The following is a 2,824-nucleotide window of genomic DNA, read 5'->3' on the forward strand; positions in this document are numbered from 1 at the left end:
CGTCGCTCTTCGCGTTGGGGGAAGGTTCACATGGCTCAATTCTCAATGGAAATTATGCGCCTAACCGGCTCAGTTCTGCGCGGAAACCAACAGGCCACCTCGGATTCCTGCGCCATTTTCAGGGCATCGGTGTTAATCATGCCCTTCTGCGACTTCATCACCTGCGACCAGAAACCGCGAATTTTCTGTTGCCATTTCAGGCGGTAGCGGTTCAGGGCCGCGACGGCCTCTTGCTGTTCGAGGAAGATAAAGCGCGACGACCAGCGGTAGGCCATCGGCAGGGTATCGAGCATGTCGAGGATGCCGGGATACGAGTTGCCGGGGAAACCTTCGATGGCCACGCATGACACGAACTTGTCGCCGACCTTCGGCGTGTCGCCCGGCCAAAGTGTCGGGTAGCCCAGCCACGCATCCAGATACATCGGGCAGTCGGGAATACGCAGGGCAATCGGCTCGTTGGTCAGAGCGTAATGCAGGTAGTTGACCAGCTCGTCACTCTCGTAGGTGTCGTCGTCATCGCCGACCGTAATGGTGCCCATGCGGCGCATGTGCAGCAGATCGGCGAGGCCGTCTTGCAGGTCATCGAGCTTTTTCTTGAAGTCAGCCAACAGGCGGTCGGCCGGGTTGGTGTCATCAATGCCGTCGTCGTCATAGACCATTTCGCTCAATTTCGAGTCGCGGCGGGTTGGCGGCAGGAAGGTCAGAATCAGCGCATATTCACTCTCAAACAACGCGTGATCCTTGACGAAGGAAGCGCGGCGTTCGGCGTCGATCATGGCCGTCACAGGCTCAGGAAAGAACGATTCATCCGGCCGAGGGTAGCCCGGCGATGAAAGGCGGGAGGCGTCAGTCCACAGCGACCAGCCACCGCCAAAGCGGGCGAGGTACTGATTGACCAACGCGGTTAGGTAGTTGCGTTCCGACGTGGTGGCGGATGCTGCGTCGTCACCACGAAAGAAGAAACCAGCCATCAACGAGCCGTCTTTGCCCAGCACGACACCTTCATCAATCAAGGCGGCGTAGTTGAGCAGATCGGGCAGGCCAGCGGCCTTGCTACGGAAGGGTGCTAACGCAAGCATTCTCCGCTCCTTATCAGTAGATGCGTGGCGACTTGGCCACCCGATGGGGCCGAGAGAACGGCCCGTAATAGTTCCCGTACTTGAGCTGTCGAACGTAGACCTTGCTCATGTTGGGATCAGCCTTCGCCATCTTGCGAAGGCCGTAGACGCAAACCAGCCAGATGCACGTACCGATGATCGTGGCGGGCCAGTTCATGGCCGATACGATCAGCCCGCCCGCAACCAGCATGGAGAACAGCATTAGCTCGCGCTCGCCTCCCCATACCTGTTGCGGCCGGTGCAGTGCCCGGTGGAAAGGCGTCAATCGACGCGCTTCCTCGGTCTGCATTAGCGACCCCCTGCACTCGCTTGTGCGGTGGCTACGTCGTCAGCGGTGATCGTCGCATTGGCCGGGATGACAGCGCCGGAGAACATGGTGCCGGTGAGCAGGTTCTTGGCGAAAACGATGATGCAGACAACGAGAATCACGTAGATGATGCGACGGGTGAACTCGGAGATTTCACCACCCCAAATCAGGGTCGCGCCGCACGCGATGATGCCCAGCAGAGCGATACCGAAGGCCACCGGGCCGCTGATCGACTGGACGAGCTTGGCAATCGGGCCTTCCCATGGCAGGCCCGCGCCGCCGCCTTCTTGGGCGTTCGCTGCATGGGCAGGTTCGGCACCAAAAAGAAGGGCTACGACCAAGGCCGCCATAAGCCAGAAAAAGGGACTCGACAGGACAGCGCGCACCTTCGACACGGAGGGTTGAGCCGACGACGCCACGGGCGAAGCGAACAAAGCATTAGCAGTCATTTTTGATTTCCTATACCGGTTGTGTGATGTAGTTGGTTCCGTCGTGTCCGCTAACGGTTACGACCTCCTTGATGCGCCGCCCCGTGGCCGTTTTCTCAATCGCAATGATTAAGTCGATGGCCTCGGCGATCAGCGCTTGCATCGGCGCTGCGGTGGCTTCCGCCACAAGCTGTTCTATGCGGATCAGCCCTGCATATGCCGAATTCGCGTGAACAGTGGCCACCCCGCCGGGGTGGCCAGTGTTCCAAGCCTTGAGCAACGCCAGCGCCGAGCCGTCGCGGGCCTCGCCGACCAGAATCCGGTCGGGACGCAGGCGCATGGTTGCTTTGAGTAAGCGGGTCATATCGACGTGATCGACAGCCCGCAACTGGACAACGTTCGGCGAGCTGCATTGCAGCTCGCGGGTGTCCTCGATGATGACGATTCGATGCTCAGGGGTAGCGGCATCAATGTCGGCGATGATCGCGTTTGTGAGCGTCGTCTTGCCGGTGCCAGTACCGCCAACCACAAGAATGTTCTTGCGCTCGCGCACTGCCCGCTTGATGGCCTCGCACTGCGTTTCGGTCATGATCCCCGACTTAACGTAGTTGGCCAGCGTGAAAACGATGCTCGCTTTCTTACGGATCGTGAAGGTCGGGCCGCTCACGATTGGGGGTAGCAGCGCCTCGAATCGGGAGCCGTCAAGCGGCAGCTCGCATTCAAGGATCGGGTTCGCCGCCGTGATGTGGGTTCGCAGCGAAGACGCCACGGTGCCCATCAGCGATTCGGCCTGTGCCTTGGGCATCGTGCCAACCCGCTCCATCGGCTGACCCAGCCACTCGCACCACAGCGAGCCGTCAGGGTTCAGCATAATTTGGGCTCTGAGTAGCAACGGAACAGAAAACACACATAAGCTTGCCTACAGGTCGTCGATTCCTGCGGTTCGGGGATCGCGCAGCGGCCTGAGTTCG

General features: G+C 60.0%; 4 protein-coding genes. All 4 read right to left on the minus strand.

Annotated elements, in window-relative coordinates; all coding sequences use genetic code 11:
* Window positions 1–35: 35 nt before the first annotated feature.
* From FHS81_RS18570 to trbB, 4 genes are read right to left on the minus strand one after another with little or no spacing between them, the layout of a single operon-like run.
* Entirely contained in the window at window positions 36–1,079 is a 1,044-nt protein-coding gene (locus tag FHS81_RS18570; RefSeq protein WP_246375105.1) for a VirB4 family type IV secretion/conjugal transfer ATPase, read from the minus strand.
* 13 nt (window positions 1,080–1,092) lie between these two features.
* Entirely contained in the window at window positions 1,093–1,383 is a 291-nt protein-coding gene (locus FHS81_RS18575) for a conjugal transfer protein TrbD (protein ID WP_428982468.1), read from the minus strand.
* Window positions 1,384–1,406: 23 nt separating this feature from the next.
* Complete coding sequence (locus FHS81_RS18580) at window positions 1,407–1,874, minus strand: TrbC/VirB2 family protein (RefSeq protein WP_183755060.1); 468 nt, start codon at window positions 1,872–1,874, stop codon at window positions 1,407–1,409.
* Window positions 1,875–1,884: 10 nt separating this feature from the next.
* On the minus strand, window positions 1,885–2,724 hold the full coding sequence (trbB, locus tag FHS81_RS18585) for a P-type conjugative transfer ATPase TrbB (protein ID WP_246375107.1): 840 nt from the start codon (window positions 2,722–2,724) through the stop codon (window positions 1,885–1,887).
* Between the last annotated feature and the right edge of the window lie 100 nt (window positions 2,725–2,824).

It is taken from the genome of Pseudochelatococcus contaminans, assembly GCF_014195635.1.
Classification (GTDB): domain Bacteria; phylum Pseudomonadota; class Alphaproteobacteria; order Rhizobiales; family Beijerinckiaceae; genus Pseudochelatococcus; species Pseudochelatococcus contaminans.